This is a genomic window from Leptospira kemamanensis, assembly GCF_004769665.1.
Taxonomy (GTDB): domain Bacteria; phylum Spirochaetota; class Leptospiria; order Leptospirales; family Leptospiraceae; genus Leptospira_A; species Leptospira_A kemamanensis.
Map to the genome: position 1 here is coordinate 224,009 of NZ_RQGG01000032.1, position 18,702 is coordinate 242,710.

The following is an 18,702-nucleotide window of genomic DNA, read 5'->3' on the forward strand; positions in this document are numbered from 1 at the left end:
CGAAACGTGAGGAATTCCTCACATTTGGAGAATTGTATAATTGTGTTAAAACTTTGTCAATGTTAAATCATAGAAAACTGGAAAAATATACCAAAAGCAGGGTTTTTAATTCGGCCAATACTTGTTTCTTTTCCGCTGGTTTTTTGGTTCGGTGAACGATTTTGATCACCGAATCCACTGACTCGACGATCATGAGGGATATATAAAAAGCACGTTTTTCGTTCACTTTTGGAAACATCGTTAAAATTACTTTTTTGGCCAATGTCTTTGCGAAACGTTCGTTACTCTCAATGTCCAAATGTAATAAAGCTTCATTTGTGTATAAAATTGAATTGATGAGGCGATACCCTTTCACCTCATTTAACGTTTGTTCAAAGGCAATGAGTGTAAAATCTACAAATTCTGGGGTAAATTTCTTGTTTCGTTTTAGTTCTTTTGTCAGTTTTTCAAAAAAAAGATCATGCATAATCAAATAACAATTTTCTGCATGAGAATAGATGATGGACTCTTTATTCGGAAAAAATTGATAAATAGATCCAACAGAAATTCCACTTCTTTCTGCAATTAAGTCAGTTGTCAAATCATCATACCCAACCTCACCTAATAATTGTATGGCTGTTTCCACAATTTTTTGGTAACGTTCTTTGGAACGTTTTTGTTGTGGGACTTTTCTAGGATTAACCACAGGATTCATGTTTGGGTTCATTCGGATCTTAACGCAACAATTGGACTTAGTTTTGCGGCATATTCAGAAGGCCACCAACCAAACAAAATCCCAATCGTTATGGAAAACAAAAAAGCAAATCCAATGGAAGGAAAGGATAAAACAATTGTCCATCCAAAGTATTCTTGTAAAAAAAGAACTGCTAAAATACCAAAAACTAGTCCTACAATCCCACCAGTGAGACTTGTCAAAGTTGATTCAATTAAAAATTGCAAACGAATGTCCGATTCTCTTGCACCTAGAGCTTTTCTAAGTCCAATTTCTTTTGTCCTTTCTTTTACAGATACCAACATGATATTCATAATTCCGATACCACCAACTAACAATGAAACTGTGGCGAGTGCAATGAGTAAGGTTGACATGGTTTGATTGGTTTCCGAAACAGCAGATTGGATATCGGCCATGCTCATCACTTGATAAATATTCCCCATCGATTCGTTCGTTCCGTGCCTTTCGTGTAAAAATCGTTTCATTGCTGAAATAAAATCATCTGAGGATTCGTTTGGATCTAATTCCATTTCTAAGTTATCAACAGCATCTTTATTGAGTAACCTTCGCATCGCAGTGTTTAGTGGTACGAGTACAACATCATCTTGGTCACGAAAACCAGTGGAGCCTTTCTCTGGTAATTGTCCAATCACTCGAAACGAAACTCGATTGATTTTTAGATACGTTCCAACAGGATTTTTACCTTCATACAATTCACGTACGACGGTATTTCCTACAAGGCAAACCAATGCCCTTTTGATATCTTCCTCTTCCGTAAAAAATCTTCCTTCTGTTGGCTCCAAATTACGAAGAGTTTCATAATTGGCACTGGCACCTGTCACAAAGCTATTCCAGTTTCGATTCCCAAACACAAGTTGTGCTCTTCCATTCACAACAGCAGAGATTTGTTTGACCTCAGGGAATTTTTTTTGAACAGCAGGAACATCATAAATATCCAAACGATTGACTGTCCCTGCTTCTAAGGATACACCTCCACTTCGCATCCCACCTGTACGGACAATCACCAAATTAGCACCTAACGAAGAAAACTGTTCTTCTACTGATTTTTTGGCGCCTTCTCCCAAAGCCATTACCGAAATCACACACACAACACCAAACAAAATTCCTAGTGCCGATAAAAAGGTCCGTAGTCGATTGGATGTGAGAGAAAATAAGGACTGCTTCAATATTCCTTGAATCAATTTCCAACCAGTTTTCCTTCTTAACGAATTCTGAAAGGAAGTTTGAATATCTCTCTTTTTTTTCTTGGATTCTTCTTTAACAATTTGTCCATCACTGACATGAATGATTCGATCACAATACTCTGCCATTTCTGGTTCATGAGTGACCATGACAATGGTTTTGCCTTCTGCGTGTAATCTTTGTAACTCCAACATGATTTCTATTTTACTTTTAGAATCCAAATTTCCAGTAGGTTCATCCGCAAAAATGATGGGAGGATCATTTAACAATGCTCTTGCGATCGCTACTCTTTGTTGTTGTCCACCAGAAAGTTCATTCGGCGTATGTTGGATTCTATTTTGAAGACCCACTTTTGTTAACTGTGCTTCTGCAACTAAATATGGATCTTCGATCTCTGTATACAAAGCAGGCAAAAAAACATTTTGAAGAGCATTTGATTTTGCCAAAAGATGGAATTGTTGGAACACAAAACCAATCATACTTCCACGGATATCGGACAATACATTGGAAGATTCATTTTCCACTCGTCTGCCAAACAATTTGTAACTACCACTATCGGCATGGTCAAGAAGTCCCATCACTTGTAATAAGGTCGATTTCCCAGAACCAGACGGGCCCATGATGGCAACAAATTCGCCAGGTTTGATTTCTAAATTGATCCGATTTAAAACGGAAAATTTGGAATTTCCGATTTGATAGGACTTAGATAAATTTTTAATATCAATTGCTAACAAACATTATCTCTTTGGAATTTTGGGAGAGGAAAAAGGTCCACCACTGGCACTGGCTTTTTTTGATTCTTGGATTTTTTTCTTTCGATACACCAAGTCTCCTTCCTCGATGCCTGAAAATACTGCGGTATTTTGATCGTCCGAAAAACCAATGTTAACGAATGTTTCTTTATATAAATCGTTTTCCTTAAGAAGGATCACAGCTTTGTCATTTGTACGTTTAATGAAATCATTTGGAACAAGTAATACATTTTTCTCTTCTGACAAAATGAAATCCACAGTAATGGTCATACCACTACGTAAATAACCAGGGATGAAATTTAATTCCAAATCAACATTGTACATAGTTACATTGTTCTCGATAACAGCTTCGTAACCGATATGTTTGACCTTCGCTTGGATTGCCTCATTGGAAAAAGAATCAACTATGATTTTTGCATTTTGCCCAATCTTAATTTTGGATAAATCTGTTTCATCTACCTTCGCTTGCACCATTAAGTTATCAGACAAAACATACATGATATCTTGTTGTGTCACAGTCTGTCCTGGGCTAATATTGGATGCAATCACCAAACCTCGTAAAGGTGAAATAACGGGAGTTGGTTTATAAAAATCTTCCCACTTCTTTAATTCTTCAACTCCCTTCGCTCTGGCCGCATCCAAAAGTGCAGCTCGTTCGGTTGAACTCATCCAAGCAAGAATTTTACCTTTCCCCACTTGATTCCCTTCTTCCACTAAAATAGATTCCACCCTTCCTGCGATCGGTGGTTTGATCTCCAATCGATTTTTAGGAATGGCAGTCCCTGTAGCACGGACAGTCACAATCAAATCACCACGTGTGACCGTGGCCGATTCCATTTTAAATTCCTGTTTTGATTTTTGATAACCAAATACATAATATAAACTTGCAGAAACAATGACAACCAGTATGGATAAATAGAGTTTAGTCTTCATCAAAACATTTTCCTAAATTGCGAAGGTAAGTAGCTTCTGCCAAACTGAGATCTCGTTTGCCAATCAGTAAGTTTTTTTCTCTGTTGATTAAATCATTTTCAATGATATCCCAGTTTTCAAAGCTAATTAAACCATTGGAATACTGGGACCTTGCAATCGTAGCTCTAATTTCAGAAGCTTTATAAAATTCTGTCAAAATCAATAATTGTTCCGATGCATTTTTAAAATTCAAATAAGACTGTTCTAAGGAAAAGGATAATAAATTTTTTTTTGAATCACGAGTATGGATCGATTTTTCGTATTCTGATTTCGCAATTTTAACATTATAATAATCTCTACCACCGTTAAACAAAGGATAGGTCAAATTGACTCCAAAACTATAATTCCTTGGTTTTGGTAACCAAACATCATCCTGTCTTGTCACAGTGGCACTCAAGTTAAGGTCTGGATAAAATCCTGCTTCTGCAACCCCGATATTTGCCTGAGCAGCGCGAACCTTGGATTGTTCGGCCATAATGGAAGGGTGAGCTTCTAATAATGTGTTCTTTTCCGATTCGCTAAATTTTTTTTCAATCACTGGTTCGTAAATTAAGTTAGTCTCAAGTGAAATTTCGATTGGGGTCGCAATGACCCTTTCAATTTCTCTCCAATTGGTTTGAAACAATCGTTCAGCAAAAGAAACTTCGTATTCCGATTGTTTCACGAAGGATTCGCTGAGTAAAAAACTTCCTTTATGTTCTCGACCTACTTCATACCGAAGTTTCACCAAATCACGGTTTCTCGATCGTCTTTCTTTAATTTTGATGGAAAGTTGATGAAGTTCTTTGGCATATAAAGCTTGTGAATATGCGGATTTTAATTCAAAACAAATTTTTAGTTTTGAATCATTTAATGTTTGTTTGGCTGCTTGAAGTAATGCTTCTGTTTTTTCAATTCCACTTTTATCACGAAAACCTGCAAATAAATTTTGATTGGTACTTAAACCTAAGGAATACCGATTCACTGCCGTGGGACGAGATTCCCCCGTTGTTGTTCCAGATGTTTGAGTTTGGTTAGATGCACTTGCTCCACTGATCAAAGGATCGTTTACAGTTCCCGATCCACTAAAATTAGCTGACGATTGTCTTGCCGATGCCAGGACATTCACTGTTGGCAAATATCCCGCATAACTTTTTTCATTTTCGTAAAATGCTTTGTCGTAATCTGCTTTCACAGATAAATATTCAGGGTTAAATTGAATTGCTTTTTGCCATAACTCTTTGAGTTGGATTGGTTTTGTCACTTCTGCTTCTAAAACAATTTGGTTCATAAACAGAAATAGAAATGAAAACGATAGGAATTTCACTATATACTAAACCCAGTTTCTATCGAAAAAGTTCCGAGATTTTCAAAAAAAATTAACATTCACTCGTTTACCCAATCCAATTTCTGATCTCACCAACTTCCAGAGCTTCCACCGCCTCCAAAACTTCCTCCACCACCACGGAATCCACCAGAACTCCCACTACTTGACCAACCGCCACTGCTACTTCCCGAAGACATTTTAAACTTACCATTCCGCATTCGAGCTCTGCCATGGGGTGTGAAGAGATGATACAGTTTATATAAACCGACTCCAATCGCATAGGTAAGAAACACAGCCGCACCCACATTGGCACCATGGATGGCCGTTGGAAACAAACTCCAAAAAGGAAACAAAAAGAAATACACGAACCATCCAACATAAGGTGCGTTTGCTGCAAAATAAGTAAAAATACTCAAAACAAAAACGACAAAAAAGGATAGGAAAATTTTTAAACCAAGAGGTATCTCTTCACTGGCACCAGACAGCTCACCCAGAAAGGATAATGGACCCAGATGAGAATAATCTTTTTTTTCGGGCATTTGGTATTCCCCTTCGATGGCACCTAGAATCGCTTTGATTCCGTTTTTGATTCCCATATCAAATTCTCCTCTTTTAAAGGAAGGTTTGATTTCATTTTCAATGATATGGTGACACAAAACATCCGTTAATGCCCCTTCTAAACCATAACCAACTTCAATTCTTAATTTGCGATCATCTTTTGCAATGAGTAACAGAACTCCATTGTCTTTTCCTTTTTGACCTAGTTTCCATTCCTCTGCTACTCGAATGGAATACTCCTCTAAATTTTCCCCTTCCAAGGAAGAAAAAAGATATACTGCAATTTGATTGGAAGTTTTTTTCTCATGGTCTTTTAGTTGTTTTTCTAGGGCAGAAACAAAGTCAGATGAAAGAGTCCAAGTTTCATCGGTGACTCTTGTCTTTAGATTCGGGACATCTCTAGAAAATAGTAAAATCGGAAAAAGAAGTAAGAAAGAAACCAATATCCTTTGCATAAAGGAATATTGGTTTAGGAAAAGATGTTTACAAGAATTTTTTTACTACTTTTGAATTCGAGTAGCACCGTAATAGGCAGAGATAGGTTTCAAATCTTCAAAACCGATCAAATTCACCTGACCCCCACGTTCTTCGTAATCTCTCTTAAAAGTTTGCAAAAACTCAATAGCTGAAAAACCAATCATCTTTACATTTTCATCAAACTTAAGATCCACACGTTCCCCTGGTGCGATTTTGCGAAGTAACAACTTCAACGAAATCATATTGGAAAAAAGTAAGGCATGTTTTACATCCAGAGTATGGATTTTATTTTCTGATTTTTTTGTAATGTCTGCTACAAAAATATAGCGAAACGAAACACCAAAATACATTTGGATCAAAATCGCTGTTACAATTCCACAAAAAACACCAACTAACAAATCCTCAACGATTGTAACCACTACTGTCACTAAAAAAATGACTATTTGGTCCCAACCTTTTTTGTAAGTTTCCTGAAAGACATGAGGAGATGCCAATCGGAGTCCCACCATAATCAAAATTCCAGCAAGTGATGCCAATGGGATTCTATGGATGAGTTCAGGAAGTAAAACAATAAACAATAACAAAAAGATTCCATGGAAAAAATTGGACCATCTTGTTTTTGCCCCATTTTCCATGTTAGCCGAAGAACGAACGACTTCCGCGATTATGGGTAATCCTCCGATCCAACCTAATAGAAAATTTCCAATTCCTTTTGCGACAAGTTCCTGATCCATATTCGATTTTCTACGATACGGATCATTATTATCAACTGCTGTTGCGGTTAACAAAGATTCTATGCTAGCAATGAGTGCGATGGTAACAACCATCACCCAAAATACTCCATCCTTCCATCTAGAAAAGTTGGGAAAACTTAATCCTTCATAAATATGGTTTGGTAAATTCACCAATTTTTCAGGTCCAATTTTATAAGTATGATCAAGTAAGGAGTAAGAATGTGTGTCAGCTAAATCAAAAACAAAACCTAAAACAATCCCAACTAACACAGCAACAAGAGGTGCCGGAAGTTTTTTAAAGATAGGGTTTTTAATTTTAGTCAAAATGGCGATGATCACAATCGCAGAGAGCCCAATGATGGCCACTTCTGGATTTACATTCACGATACTGGATGGAATCTCTAACAAAAGACCTAAAATCGTTTTGGCGTTAGGCGTGATACCGAGAGCCACATAAAATTGTTTGGATATGATGATGATCCCAATGGCTGCCATCATCCCATGTACAGCAGAAATTGGAAAATATACAGTGAGATTTCCTGCTTTGGATAAACCCAGTAGAACTTGAATGGCACCCGCGATCACAATCGCAGCAAGAGTCAGTTCAAAACCTAATTTGGCATCACCACCACCCAATACAAAAATGGAATTTAAGACAACAGCAATGAGTCCCGCTGCAGGCCCGTTGATGGTGAGATGGGATCCGCTAAACAGGGATACAAAAATCCCACCCACAATTCCGGAAAAAATACCAGCCATAGGTGGTGCCCCGGAGGCAAGTGAGATCCCCAAACAAAGGGGAAGTGCAATAAGAAAAACAACAAAACCGGACACAATGTCCGTTCGCCAGTTTTCTTTTAAACCGGGTAACCAATCTTTTGGTTTTTCTTTGTTCATAGGAATTTCCTCTTCTGTATCGAATTACTTTTTTATTTATTTATGGGTTTGGATGATGAGACGGAGATTTTCTAAATTGATTGGGGTTGATTCCAGATTGTTTTTTGAATTCTAAATAAAATGCAGATCTAGAACCGAAACCTGCCTTTTTTCCTACTTCTGCGACATTCGATTCAGGTTCTTCCACCAACAACCTTTTTGCTTCTTTGATTCGATAGATATTGAGCAAAGTAGGGAAATTAAAATGATACTCAACATTTACCAATTCACTTAATTGGTGATAGGTGAGACCAAGCCGATTTGCGATCATTTCTTCATTACAATTTTGATTTAGATATAATTTTTCTGATTCAAGTAGGGATTCTAATTTTGTCCGATACTCTACCGTATTGATTTTGTTTGAAATAGAACGAAATCTGGTTTTTGTTCCATCTCGTTTTTCATAATTTCGCAAAAACAAAAAACTTCCTGCTGTTAAAAATGGTAAATAAAACACGGAACCATAAATGAAAAAAGGTTGGTAGGGATAAAAATCAAAATGGAATAAAGTTTTCAAAAACACTAAAAACAAAAACAAAGCCCAGGAAAAAAAATATTTTCTTTCTTCCTTGTTTTGATTGGTGAAAAGTGATAGATGTGTATTTCGTAAAAAATATCCAGCGGAACCAAAAATAAGCAGTAAGATAAAAATTCGGTATTCATACACTCTTGGAACGAATGGAACCACTAAGTATAAAAACCCAGAGAATGCAAACATCCAAAACAGTTTCGGATATTCCAAAGTTTCATTTGTAAATATTACAAAACTATACAAGTATAAAAAGAAAACCAAATGATTGATGGATAAAAACAAATAGTAGGAATGGCGAATCAAATTGTTTTCATTTCCAAAAATAGAAGCCAACTCTTTCCCATGAACCGAGTACACCAAAAGGAAAAACAAAAGGTAGTGGGCAAGAATCGAAAGATATACGATTTCTTTTGATTTGATGAATTCCGAAATGGCCCAACCGAAAGAAACGACAGCCATCATTAGAAAAAATAAAAATGTTAAAAACCGAAACAAAACGACGAATCGATAACTGGAAGAGGAAATCGTTCGGATAGGGAAATTGATTGTTTCCTTAGAATCCAAATACAGATAAAAGTCCCTCGTTTCATCTGCCGCTAATGATACTTTAAAATGGGGGAAGGGAGAGAGTAATCCGAGCCAAGTTTCCCACGTATAACCGCTGTAAGTATCACCTATTTCCCCTTTTTGGTTTTCAGAACAAATCTCTGCTTTGGGAATATTGATCCATTGGATGAGAATACTAAATTCGGATGGGATCTTTAGTTCATTGTGCAAACGAAAATGGAGCCATTGGCCTTCCATCTTTTGTCGACTCCGAAGCGCATCAGGGCTTTCATTTGGCACCCAAACCATTTGTTTTAGGGCACGAATAGAGGTTTGATCACAAGACCTAGGTAGGTTTTCCTTACTTGGGCTTAAAAATTCCACTTCCTGGCTGATATTTTGGCCATAGAAGGCTTCTGGTTTCCAAAGACAACCCTCCACTACCAAAAGGAGTGAAACGACGGAAACAACCCGAAAAAGAATGCGCATGGATAACACCAATTTGGAACTGGAGCGTTCGCAAGGAAGCGAATTCAAGGGCGGAGGAAATCAAACCAGAAGTATTTTTTTGTCCAGTTTTATGATATTGGACAAAATGTATGTCTAAAATCATGGTAATCACGAGGGACAAATATGGACTTTCACCATGCTCTGAACAACATTCTCAACCCACCTGTCTTGTTTTTCTTTTTAGGAATGGGTGTCGTTTTCTTTAAATCGGATTTACGCATAACAGAAGGAGTCTCCAAATTCCTTTCCTTGTATCTACTTTTCTCCATCGGATTTAAAGGAGGACATGAACTCTTTAAGTCCCCTTTTGCGGAAGAACATCTACTCACACTCATCGCTTGTATGTTCATGGCATGTTTTGTGCCAATTTATTCTTACTTTATCTTTCGATTCAAATTAGATCATGCCAACTCTGCTGCCCTTGCGGGAAGTTTTGGTTCCATCAGTGCTGTAACCTTTGTCACAGCCGGTGCATTTTTGCATAGTTATGGATTTGAATACCAAGGTTTTATCGTAGCAGGGATGGCTCTTATGGAATCACCTGCAATCGTGATTGCTGTTATCATCGATAGACTTGGAAAAAAGAAACAAAATGGAGATCCATCTGAGAAAATTCAATGGAAACACCTGTTACACGAAGCATTTTTCAGTTCTTCTGTTTATATATTAATTGGAGCATTGATTGTAGGATATCTCTCTGGTGAATCTGGATGGAATACAACAAAACCATTTACCGAAGATATTTTCAAAGGATTACTGACTTTTTTCCTTTTAGACAAAGGGATTGATGCAGCAAAACAAATGCGTGAGTTAAAAAAAGTGGGATTGTTTTTAGTTGGATCCACTCTCATTATCATGTTCATCAATGTAATCATCGCGATCTTTTTAACAAAAATCATTCAAATGCCAATTGGTGATGCTTTGATGTTTGTGGTGTTATGTGCCTCTGCCTCATACATTGCGGTTCCTGCGGCCATGAAAGATTCGATACCTGAGGCAAGTCCTAGTATTTATCTCACAGTTGCCTTATCGATCGTTTTCCCAATCAACATAATTGTTGGGATTCCTACTTATTTTTATATTTTAAAAATCTTTTCAGGGAATCATTAGATTTCATTTAAACGTTTGCAAATGAATTGGGAAACGTGCGTTATGTTCTGTAACAGAACTCGATTTAAATTTCCTTAATTTACATAAGGAAAGGAGAGATATACTATGTTACGGCTTCCCAATCACTTGCGGTTTTATTTTCTATTTTTGTTCACACAAACAACCATACTACTGGCCCAACCAGTAGATGATGGTAATGTTTCAAAACAAGAGGAAACCAAACCTTATTCTTCTCCCATGAAAGAAAAGGGTTTGGATCCGGAATTCAACCGCCATATGTTTGTGGAGCCGGCACTTTCCAAACATTCGGCAACCTCTTCTCAATTTTGGCTAAATGATGTATTACGATTTGGATTGTATCTGCGCCCAAGACAAGAAAGTCGCTATAATTTAGATTTTAATGCATCAGACAAAGGTTATGTGGATCGTACTCTCCAAACCTCTTCTCTTTATTTTCTTTTTGATCCAAGTCCCTATGTCCAAGCAAAAATCACGTTACAAGATGCACGGGTTTGGGGAGGAGAATCACCTGCATCTTCTGGTGATATCCGCGCTAATTTTTTTAATAATACATCAGATCTATATTCCAGAAACCAAACAAATTCCGTTTCTCTAAACCAAACAGGAGTTAGGGAAGCATTTCTTCTATTAAACAAACTTCCCCTCCAGTCCAAACTACAAGTCGGAAGACAAATATGGGCATATGGGGACCAAAGGATGATTGGTGGTGGTAACTGGACCGTGAATGGACTTTCCTTTGATGGGGCAAGGCTCATGTTCCATTACGAAAAAGTGAAACTCGATTTTTTTATGGCGCGGCCGTATTGGACCCAAAGTGGACCAAATGGAGTCACTTCTGCCAATGATCCGAAACTGAATTCTAGTGCCAATGGGACAGATACAACGCTTTTAGGAACTTACAACAGTTTTACGATCCCAGATTGGGTCACCTTGGATTTATATAGTTTAGGTGTGGTCAGGAAGTGGAAAAAAAATACAACAAATCCGATCACAGGTCTTCCTGATGTTTCACAAGATGATCCACTCGCTGCAAACAGAAGTAGACAAAACCAAAACTTAGCGACAACGGGCTTTCGCCTTACAAACCGTACCAAAGGAAATTTTTTACCTGAGGGTAAGGCATGGGATGCCACTTGGGAATCCGCATTCCAATCTGGAACATCTGGTCGTCGCATCCAAGACCCATACTTAAAAGAATATTTACCGAATGAATGGGATAATTCAAAAACGGAACGAGAAAAGTATACGGGACAGATGCACGTGTTCCAAACCGGATATACTTTTTTCAAAAAACTACGATTAGGTGGCCAAGTTCTATATGCATCGGGTGATAAAAATAGATCCGATGCTTCCATTTCCACTTTCCAAACATTGGCAAATCCAAGATTTGGAGTGATCCCTTACTTCAATAGTGTAGCTGGTATTTCCGAAAACATCAATGCACAAAACCTATTATCGAAATCTGTGAGCCTAAGTTATTCATCCGAATCCTATGGTGAATTCCAAATCACCTACTTCCAAAATGACAAAGCAGAAAAACAAGATGCATGGTATGCCATCAGTGGTGTTCCCAATTCCACAGGAAACATCGGCGAAAAAAATCCATACCCAGTTTCGTCTGACAAAGGTAGTACGGAAAACTTTTCCAATCAGTCGTATTCTTCTCCCTATGCTTTGGGAAAACGGATTTATACTGAAGTGGATGTCACCTGGCATGGGCAAATCAATGATTTTGTTTCTTTATGGCTTGGTGTTGGTTATTTGCAAGCGGGTGATGCCGTCAGAAATTATCGGAATAGCAAAATTCAATACAATTCTACCACTCAATCCTTTGAATGGAACCAGAACTACTTACAAGGAAGAAACCAATTGGCAAAAGAAGCCTATATGGCTTACGCCCAAATCAACGCTGCATTTTAAGAAAAACGTTCGATTTTTAGGTGGATCACCATAGGATGGAAGGAAATCTGAGATTCGTCCATGTTGGAAGCCCATCACAAACAAAGAAGAATTCGAAATAGCCTCTCCCGCGAGGAAATTCGAGATGTGTCCTTACTCATTTTAAAAGAGGAAGGACTCGATGGTTTATCCATGCGTAAAATTGCCAACCGACTTGGTTGCAGTGTGGCAAGTCCCTATTCTTATTACGAAAGCCAAATTGATCTTGTCCAAGACTTAATCAAAACTGGGGAAGACGAACTGCTTTCCATGTTAAAAAAAGCAAGTGCGGATGTCAAAACGGGATCCGCGTTTGACCAATTGGCTGCCATTGCTCGTGCCTATTTTCATTTTGCGAGTAATAACCGCGAACTTCACAAAGTGATGTTTGTGACCGATTATGGTGGAGTACACAGAAAAGCATTTCCACAACTTCCGAAAAGTTATCGTTTCTTTTTAGAAACCGTTCGTATTGGTTTTGATTCAGGCGAAATTCCGTATCCTAAAAATGAATACCCAGCAATCGCTCGTTTGATGTGGAGTTGGATGTATGGTGTGATTGTTTTGGATATGACTGGAATGTTACGAAAAAGAAAGGGAGCAGGAAATCCGATCGAAGAAGGGATTTCCTACTTTCAAAAACTACTTAGCAAACAACCGACCTAACTGGCGCTTGTTGACACTTCCATTCCGTCGTTATCATCTTCTAATAAAACTTCCGAACTTTCAGTAGTTACATTGGCAGTTACCAATTTGTCTTTTGACAACTGATTGAGGCGAATGAACTCAGACTTAATCACAGCCATCACTTCGTTTGTATCATTCACTTGCCAAACAGGATTTCCAATGGTGAGGCGAAGAGGTTTATTCAAATTATAAGCATCGAGATACATAGGAACAATTGATAAGTTGTAACGTTTGCTTAGAACAACCATCCCTGGGTAAAGTTTTCGTGACTTACGAAATCCTCGGTACCAAGATCCTTCTGGAAAAATACCAATTCCTAAATTCCCTTTTTTGATTCTCTTTTGAAAGTCACGCATGGTGACTGGATCCGATTCATTTCGATTGAGTGGAATGAGATCAATTGATTTCACAATGCCTTTTACAACTTGTTCTTTTCTTCGAAGCCATTTTGACTTTCTGCCTTTATTGCTCATACCAGAGTCATAACTTGTTAAAGCAGTTGTATAAATTCCATATCGTTTGAGTACACCACGAATCACAAAAGCATCGTATGGCATGGTGATGATTCTTAAAAATTTGTTTCTTGGTTTGATATGATTCGAAATGAGAATCATCGATTTACCATTTAACTGACGTAAAATGTAGTCGTTTTGAATTTCTACTTTTTTGTTACCGTATTTAAGACGCATGGGTTTTACCACAATCCACATCAATACAAAACCAATAGACCTTCCGACATAATAAAACATATCTTTTCCTCTTACTTTGTATGAGTCCAAAGACCTCGTTTGGTTGCAAAAGTTTCCTTACCAATTTTGCAACATTTCCAATACAATCCTGTTTCAATTTGTACAGGGAATGAAACGGGAGAAATCCTAGATTTAAGAATTTGACAATCCCTGCCTTGGCAAAAACCTGGAAAATACCTTCTGGGAGGAAACAGGTGGAAATCCTGTGCTGACCCGCAACTGTAATCCAAACATCTGTTTGGTGAGCCAGATCTTCCCCGTAAAGTATTCCTCGCGGTTATGGAACTTTACACACTAAAATCCGAATGTTACCATTTGGAGGAAAGGGGCCCCGGAGGCATCGGGGCACCCGAAACAAGTTTAACAATGATGTGTTTCCGTAATGGAATTGGATTCCATGATATCCATTCGTTGTTTTTCTTTGGATCGGAGTTCCCTAAAATGAACACTTTAGGAAACGCTTATGAAACAAACTCTCTTACAAACTACAGTCTTAATCGGACTACTCTTCTCCTTTTCCTTTTGCCAAATGGAAAAACAAGTTTCGGAATCGGAAGCAAATCAAAATTTACTCGTCGGACTTTTGGCGGGGAGTGCGGCTTCCACTTCCTTTTTATTAGAATACAATGGCCAATGGAATGTTGGTTATAGTTACGATGCCGAAGGAAAGCTTACTGGCACGCCAACAGGAAGATTAATAATATCTACAAATTCTGATGGTAGCGGAAGCATTATTTCAAGTGATACAAGTGGTAGTAGTGGTGACATTACCTATCGAATATTATCTTTTGATAAAACAAAAAAACAATTATTTTATCAAAACACTCCTGGTAGTAACAATAATCAATTTATAGATAATAGATCAAAGTATGGTAGAATCGATTACTCAGCAGTTACTAGTAACGGTTGCGAATTAAGTTCAAATCGTTGTTTTTATTTTTGTGAAGCGGTATCTGGTAAAACGACATTGGCTGAAGTGCTAAATAGCACAGTGACTAGTAATACTAATAATTATGCAACCAACGGTTGTGGTGGATTTACATTTAGCAGAGCACTTTCCAGAGCTGAGAACTCAACTTGGACTGGACTTTAGACAAATAAACTGAAAATTTTATATGGGACCCACAACGCATATGAAATCAAAACAAATCTTCTCTCATTTCCTGTTTGTATGTATGTGGGTTTTTTCTTGCAAAGAGACAGGATCATCGTCGAACGAAGCATTGTTAGCACTCGTTCCCCTTCTCGGAGCCAGTGCCAATACGACACTCTGTCCCAAATCTTCTACTTTGCCTTCTGATATTTTTCTTGCGAATACTGTTGAGAGTGCCACAGCCAATATCTCTGGATTCTCAGATTCCAAAAAAGCAATCAATGGAGTTTGTGGTGCAGGGGAACTTGCTGGATCCTTGGATGTATATGCATTAGACATTACTGGTGCGGGTGCATCCATGATCCTCAGTTGGGGTGGAAAAACGGTCAAAAATGTGACAGACTCCATCGACTTTATTGTCTACGACAATAGTTTTCGAATCTCAAGTGATACCAATACCTATGCCATGGATCCTTCTGTGATCCAAGTATCCCTAGATGGTACCAAATACTGTGGTTTTAATCCGAGTTATACGGCAGGAAATATCAATTTGATTTCCAGCTGGACAAGGTTTGGTGGATTGCGGCCAGTATTCTACAATATGACCACCAATCCACTGTCAAACGAGGATCTATTCATCAATACAGGTGGATTTCTACTCGGTGGTGGCGATGGCTTTGATTTGGAGGATTTGGATGCTAGTGATCCTAACGATGTTAGTTGTGAACCTGCAGACGTAACCTACATCCAAACCAATGGTTTCAAATTCATCAAAATCACCTCCGCAAGTGCAGTTAGAAACTATGCGGATGGCACAAACAATTTCCCTTGGCCACCAGGCAGTTATAATGGAAGTGATATCGATGGTGTGGTCGCACGCGAAATGCAGTGAATCCTAAGCCATTATGTCTAGTTTATGGACGCCCTCGAGGTTTTAAAAAAAAACATTTAAAAATCATCCGTATTTCAGTTGACCTATTTTAAAAAAAGGATTCTTTTTTTAGAACCACTCTTCTGGCGAATGCACTTTGAGCGAAAACCTGATATAAAATAAAATTTCAGGATGAAAACGAAAGAGAAGAACGATCGTGCAGATTTCACGATCGAATTAATCAGGTAGTTCATGAATCATTTGAGGAGACAAAATTGAATCAAAAAGCACCTGTCATCATTGGTGAATATCATTTCATTCCTGAAAATTTGCCTTCCGATGGTCAATTTAGATTGATGTTTCTACCGATAGATATGACTGCATATTGGCGCCGTTGTGGACTCACAGCCAATTTCGTTGCTGGATTTTATTCCTATTGTTACGAAGAAAGTGAATCAAAAATCAATTCTCTATCCACGATCATTAACGAACTTTTAGAAAATGCGACGAAATTTTCAAAAGTAAAAGACGGCAAAATCAAAGTCGAATTAAAACACTATGGAAATCTTTTAAAAATTGATGTTTTAAATGTGGCGTCAAAAACCCTTAGGGATAGTTTTGAGCTTTTTGTTAGCAAAATTATATTAGAAAAAGTGGAGGATATGTATTTTTCTACACTCGAAACCAAAGAAGATAGTGATACCAAGTCTGGACTTGGATTACTAATGTTGCTAAAAGACTACCCTGTCAGATTTGGTTATAGTTTTCAGGAGATCGATGCCGATACTCATGAGATCACGGTAAGAGCAATTATCAACGTAGAAGAGTTATGATAGGTTAAGCTGCATGGAAATCAATGACGTAGATTACAAAATTCAATATGACGAAGCTACCAAAACAGTCAAATTTACTGGTTCCATTCGTTTACAGAACTTACCTGCTTACGAACCCTTAAAATTGTTTTTAAGAGATGCAGCAAAAAATTGCCAAGGATCTTGGCTCACGTTGGATTTTCGCGACTTACTATTTGTAAATAGTTCCGGTATCACAACTCTTTCCATGTTCATCATTGATTCTAGAAAAAGTGCGACATGCCAAATCAAAATCCAAGGTTCTTTGAATATTTCTTGGCAATCCAAGTCTCTTTCCAATTTTAAAAAACTTTGGGACCAAGTAGTTTTGGAAATATCCTAAATATTATTTTTCCACCACTCAAAGTAGCGTCTCCATAATAAAAATTTTGATTTATGCTAAATATACCGTACATTTTGTTCTATTCAAGATGTATGATTTTTAATTTTGTAAATAAATTCTTTGCAATTTTAGGAAATTGTAATAAGTTATTATTAAATTTTTCGCATTGCCTAAAACAAAACATTAAGAAAACTATATCTTATGCCGCAATCATCATCAACTGAGAATCGTTTCGTCCTATCTGACTATTATAAAAAACAGCTCAAAGAAATTTCATTCCAAGGAGAATTTAGGGCAGAGGTATTTGCAACAAAGTTTCGCTTCTTTTTTCTAGGCATGATTTTCGTTTTTTCTACGTTAGGACTTCTATCAGGTCGCCCAATTGTAGAATTTTACTACCAAATTTCTGCCATATTGATTTTGCTTTGTTATAACTTTATCGTACTTTATTCTCTAAATAAAACTAGCAAATACCTTAATATTTTTAAATTCCTTTCATCATTTTTAGAAATTACTCTTTTAACATTTGTTATAGGATACACTGCACAAGCTCAAAAAAATCCGAGTTTAGTTTATGCAGCACCTATGATATATGTTTTCTTCATTTTGATTGCACTAGCTTCAATCCGAAACAATACACAATCCATTATCTTTGCAGTTTTTGTTCTGATTTTCGAATATGCGTCTTTAACAATTTATTTTTATCCAGAAATGTCGAATTTCAATTCAAAACTCATCGAGTTGTCTTCTTATTTTAAACCTAGCTTCTTAGAAAAAGAGAGCACTTTCTTTTTAGTTAGTGCCGTTCCTATGGGCATCTTTCTCATACTTTTGTACATGGTCGTTACTGGTGGTTTGATACTTTATGCTATTAGAAATACCTCACGTACAACTCACGAACAAGCTGACTTAATTTTTAATGCTGAAAAACAAGCAATATTAGAAGAAAATATGCATCTTGGTATGGAGCTAGAGGTTGCAAGGCAGATCCAAGCTATGGTACTTCCCCGCAATGAGGAATTAAAACAAATCGATGAGTTAGAAATTTCGGCAAGGATGGACTCAGCAAACGAAGTGGGTGGAGATTACTATGATGTCATCCAACATGAAGATGGCACAGTATACATTGGGATTGGGGATGTTACCGACCATGGACTTGCTTCCGGATTAATTATGCTTATGACTCAATGTGCGTTTATCACCACCTTACGTTCGAAGGTGATTTCCTTACGTGAGTCACTACGATCCATCAACTCCATTTTGTTTTCCAATATCCATGTTCGGATGAATGACATCCGTAATCTAACACTCTCACTCTTTTCTTATAAAAATGGAGTGTTCACAACGGCAGGGCAACACGAAACCATTCTGGTTTACCGCCATGCTTCTAAAAAAACGGAAATCATCGATACAGTCAATAATGGAATGTTAGTTGGTCTAACAGAATCCATTGATGAATTCATTCATGAAAAACCAATTCCTTTGCAACCAAAAGACATCATCTTACTCTATACAGATGGTGCCACGGAAGCAGAAAATCCAAAACGAGAACAGTTTGGTTCTCACCGTTTGATTGAATCCTTAGAAAAACACGCTGACCTTCCAACAACGGATGAAATCTTGGCGGCGATTTTCCAAGACATCTACGTGTTCATTGATGGAATGGATGTTTATGATGACATTACCATTATGATTATGAGGAAACGAGGTTAGGATATTATGGACAATGAAATGGAACCCGAGATCCTCTCCGATTGCCTCAACCATTACCTAGATGTGATGTCGAGTATTGCCATCAAAT

Annotated in this window: 16 protein-coding genes; 8 read left to right on the forward strand and 8 right to left on the reverse strand. The window is 37.5% G+C overall.

Annotated elements, in window-relative coordinates; genetic code table 11:
- Positions 1-67: 67 nt before the first annotated feature.
- The 7 genes from EHQ59_RS11180 to EHQ59_RS11210 all read right to left on the reverse strand — a co-directional run bounded on the left by EHQ59_RS11180 (position 68) and on the right by EHQ59_RS11210 (position 9,217).
- Positions 68-694 carry a TetR/AcrR family transcriptional regulator gene (locus tag EHQ59_RS11180; RefSeq protein ID WP_135619729.1) on the reverse strand — a complete coding sequence of 209 codons (627 nt, stop codon included), beginning with the start codon at positions 692-694 and terminating at the stop codon, positions 68-70.
- Between the two features lie 8 nt (positions 695-702).
- Positions 703-2,649: an ABC transporter permease gene (locus EHQ59_RS11185; protein WP_135619730.1), complete on the reverse strand. Its 1,947-nt coding sequence runs from the start codon at positions 2,647-2,649 to the stop codon at positions 703-705.
- Between the two features lie 3 nt (positions 2,650-2,652).
- Entirely contained in the window at positions 2,653-3,600 is a 948-nt protein-coding gene (locus tag EHQ59_RS11190; protein WP_135619731.1) for an efflux RND transporter periplasmic adaptor subunit, read from the reverse strand.
- On the reverse strand, positions 3,590-4,909 hold the full coding sequence (locus EHQ59_RS11195; protein WP_135619732.1) for a TolC family protein: 1,320 nt from the start codon (positions 4,907-4,909) through the stop codon (positions 3,590-3,592). The genes EHQ59_RS11190 and EHQ59_RS11195 overlap by 11 nt, the downstream gene beginning before the upstream one ends.
- Positions 4,910-5,034: 125 nt before the next feature.
- Entirely contained in the window at positions 5,035-5,946 is a 912-nt protein-coding gene (locus tag EHQ59_RS11200; protein ID WP_244245497.1) for a TPM domain-containing protein, read from the reverse strand.
- Between the two features lie 57 nt (positions 5,947-6,003).
- Positions 6,004-7,611 (reverse strand): SulP family inorganic anion transporter, encoded by a 1,608-nt coding sequence (locus EHQ59_RS11205; protein WP_135619734.1) that lies wholly within the window; start codon positions 7,609-7,611, stop codon positions 6,004-6,006.
- Between the two features lie 40 nt (positions 7,612-7,651).
- On the reverse strand, positions 7,652-9,217 hold the full coding sequence (locus tag EHQ59_RS11210; protein ID WP_135619735.1) for a helix-turn-helix domain-containing protein: 1,566 nt from the start codon (positions 9,215-9,217) through the stop codon (positions 7,652-7,654).
- A 144-nt stretch (positions 9,218-9,361) separates the two neighbouring features.
- On the opposite strand from EHQ59_RS11210, the gene EHQ59_RS11215 reads away from it, so the two are divergent.
- From EHQ59_RS11215 to EHQ59_RS11225, 3 genes are all read left to right on the forward strand, one after another.
- A complete protein-coding gene (locus EHQ59_RS11215) occupies positions 9,362-10,348 on the forward strand; it encodes a sodium-dependent bicarbonate transport family permease (RefSeq protein ID WP_135619736.1) in 987 nt (328 codons plus the stop codon).
- A gap of 105 nt (positions 10,349-10,453) precedes the next feature.
- Complete coding sequence (locus EHQ59_RS11220) at positions 10,454-12,289, forward strand: alginate export family protein (protein WP_135619737.1); 1,836 nt, start codon at positions 10,454-10,456, stop codon at positions 12,287-12,289.
- Between the two features lie 60 nt (positions 12,290-12,349).
- Complete coding sequence (locus EHQ59_RS11225) at positions 12,350-12,973, forward strand: TetR/AcrR family transcriptional regulator (RefSeq protein ID WP_135619738.1); 624 nt, start codon at positions 12,350-12,352, stop codon at positions 12,971-12,973.
- Here the strand turns inward: EHQ59_RS11225 and EHQ59_RS11230 are convergent.
- On the reverse strand, positions 12,970-13,743 hold the full coding sequence (locus EHQ59_RS11230) for a lysophospholipid acyltransferase family protein (RefSeq protein WP_135619739.1): 774 nt from the start codon (positions 13,741-13,743) through the stop codon (positions 12,970-12,972). The two genes, EHQ59_RS11225 and EHQ59_RS11230, sit on opposite strands and share 4 nt — an antisense overlap.
- A gap of 463 nt (positions 13,744-14,206) precedes the next feature.
- Between EHQ59_RS11230 and EHQ59_RS11235 the strand changes: the two genes are divergently transcribed.
- The 5 genes from EHQ59_RS11235 (at position 14,207) to EHQ59_RS11255 (ending at position 18,614) form a co-directional block, all read left to right on the forward strand.
- Complete coding sequence (locus EHQ59_RS11235; protein ID WP_135619740.1) at positions 14,207-14,836, forward strand: hypothetical protein; 630 nt, start codon at positions 14,207-14,209, stop codon at positions 14,834-14,836.
- A 40-nt stretch (positions 14,837-14,876) separates the two neighbouring features.
- The gene (locus EHQ59_RS11240; protein WP_135619741.1) at positions 14,877-15,728 is read left to right on the forward strand and encodes an LIC_13355 family lipoprotein; all 852 of its coding nucleotides are present in this window, start codon (positions 14,877-14,879) and stop codon (positions 15,726-15,728) included.
- 254 nt (positions 15,729-15,982) lie between these two features.
- Entirely contained in the window at positions 15,983-16,540 is a 558-nt protein-coding gene (locus tag EHQ59_RS11245) for a slr1658 superfamily regulator (RefSeq protein ID WP_135619742.1), read from the forward strand.
- A 13-nt stretch (positions 16,541-16,553) separates the two neighbouring features.
- Positions 16,554-16,901: a slr1659 superfamily regulator gene (locus EHQ59_RS11250; RefSeq protein ID WP_135619743.1), complete on the forward strand. Its 348-nt coding sequence runs from the start codon at positions 16,554-16,556 to the stop codon at positions 16,899-16,901.
- A 585-nt stretch (positions 16,902-17,486) separates the two neighbouring features.
- The gene (locus EHQ59_RS11255; protein WP_244245498.1) at positions 17,487-18,614 is read left to right on the forward strand and encodes a PP2C family protein-serine/threonine phosphatase; all 1,128 of its coding nucleotides are present in this window, start codon (positions 17,487-17,489) and stop codon (positions 18,612-18,614) included.
- Positions 18,615-18,702: the final 88 nt, after the last annotated feature.